Below are 875 nucleotides of genomic sequence, written 5' to 3'. Positions count from 1 at the left end.
AGTAACTCATCGTAATGAATAGGCAACTTACTTGCACTATGTATTGGCGTAAACATAAAGAAAGCGATAACCTGTCGCATAGATTGGCTAAAGCTTAGCTGTGTAGGCAAAATATCCTCATCTTTAGTTGCATCAAGCATGACGATACGTATTAAATTGTAAGCGAGTAATAACCCCCATAACTCTTGACGTACCATGTCTGGTTTCTTACTACGTAACGTGTGTTTGCTATGATTCAATCCCTGCTTTATTTCTCTAAACGCCAGCTCAATTTCCCAGCGTTGAGTATAAACCTCTGTTAATTCTTCATATGGAAATCGTAAAGGGTCAATGAGAGAGCTAAGTACACGATAGCTTTTTCCATCCACTTTATAGGTGGTTAATCTTGCCATCATGGTCTCTGGTAATGACTCAAATTTCTTTCTGGCTTGAGGACTTGTGGACAAAATCACTATTTTATCATTGTCATTTATACTATGTTCAACTTGATACTGTAAATCCTTCCTCGCGGGTAACATCCAGTGAGTGTTATCTCCTTGGTTTTGCCATTGATGCAACAGTCCTAATGAGTAATAGCCGCGGTCAAACAAGGTAAGAGAATTATCTGGTACGGCTGGTAATAGTCGTTGAGCTAAGCTCATTTCACCTATGCGACGGGAGTCAAAGCTGCTATCTAACAGTAAATGGCTAGATACTTCCATAAGGCTACACATTCGTACTTGTGGGTAGCTTACTTCTCCATGTTGATTACTGTCACTGCCAAATGCTTCTCTGTTATCTTGATTATCATGAGTTCGAAAACTAACGCCATCAACAGCGAGTAAATTAAGTCCGCACCATTGTTCAAAAGACTGGGTGGAAAAGGTTTTGTGTGC

1 protein-coding gene is annotated in these 875 nt (G+C 39.9%); it reads right to left on the bottom strand.

Translation table 11 applies throughout. From position 1 onward, the window contains the following. Positions 1-875, bottom strand: an 875-nt coding sequence (locus BG00_RS14300; RefSeq protein ID WP_051498252.1) for an IS4 family transposase, incomplete at both ends; no start/stop codon positions are given.

Source organism: Pseudoalteromonas sp. SCSIO_11900 (assembly GCF_000576475.1).
In the GTDB taxonomy this organism is placed as follows: Bacteria; Pseudomonadota; Gammaproteobacteria; order Enterobacterales; family Alteromonadaceae; genus Pseudoalteromonas; species Pseudoalteromonas tetraodonis.
Note: the sequence above shows the minus strand (reverse complement) of the source record. Positions and strands in the feature narration are given on the sequence as shown.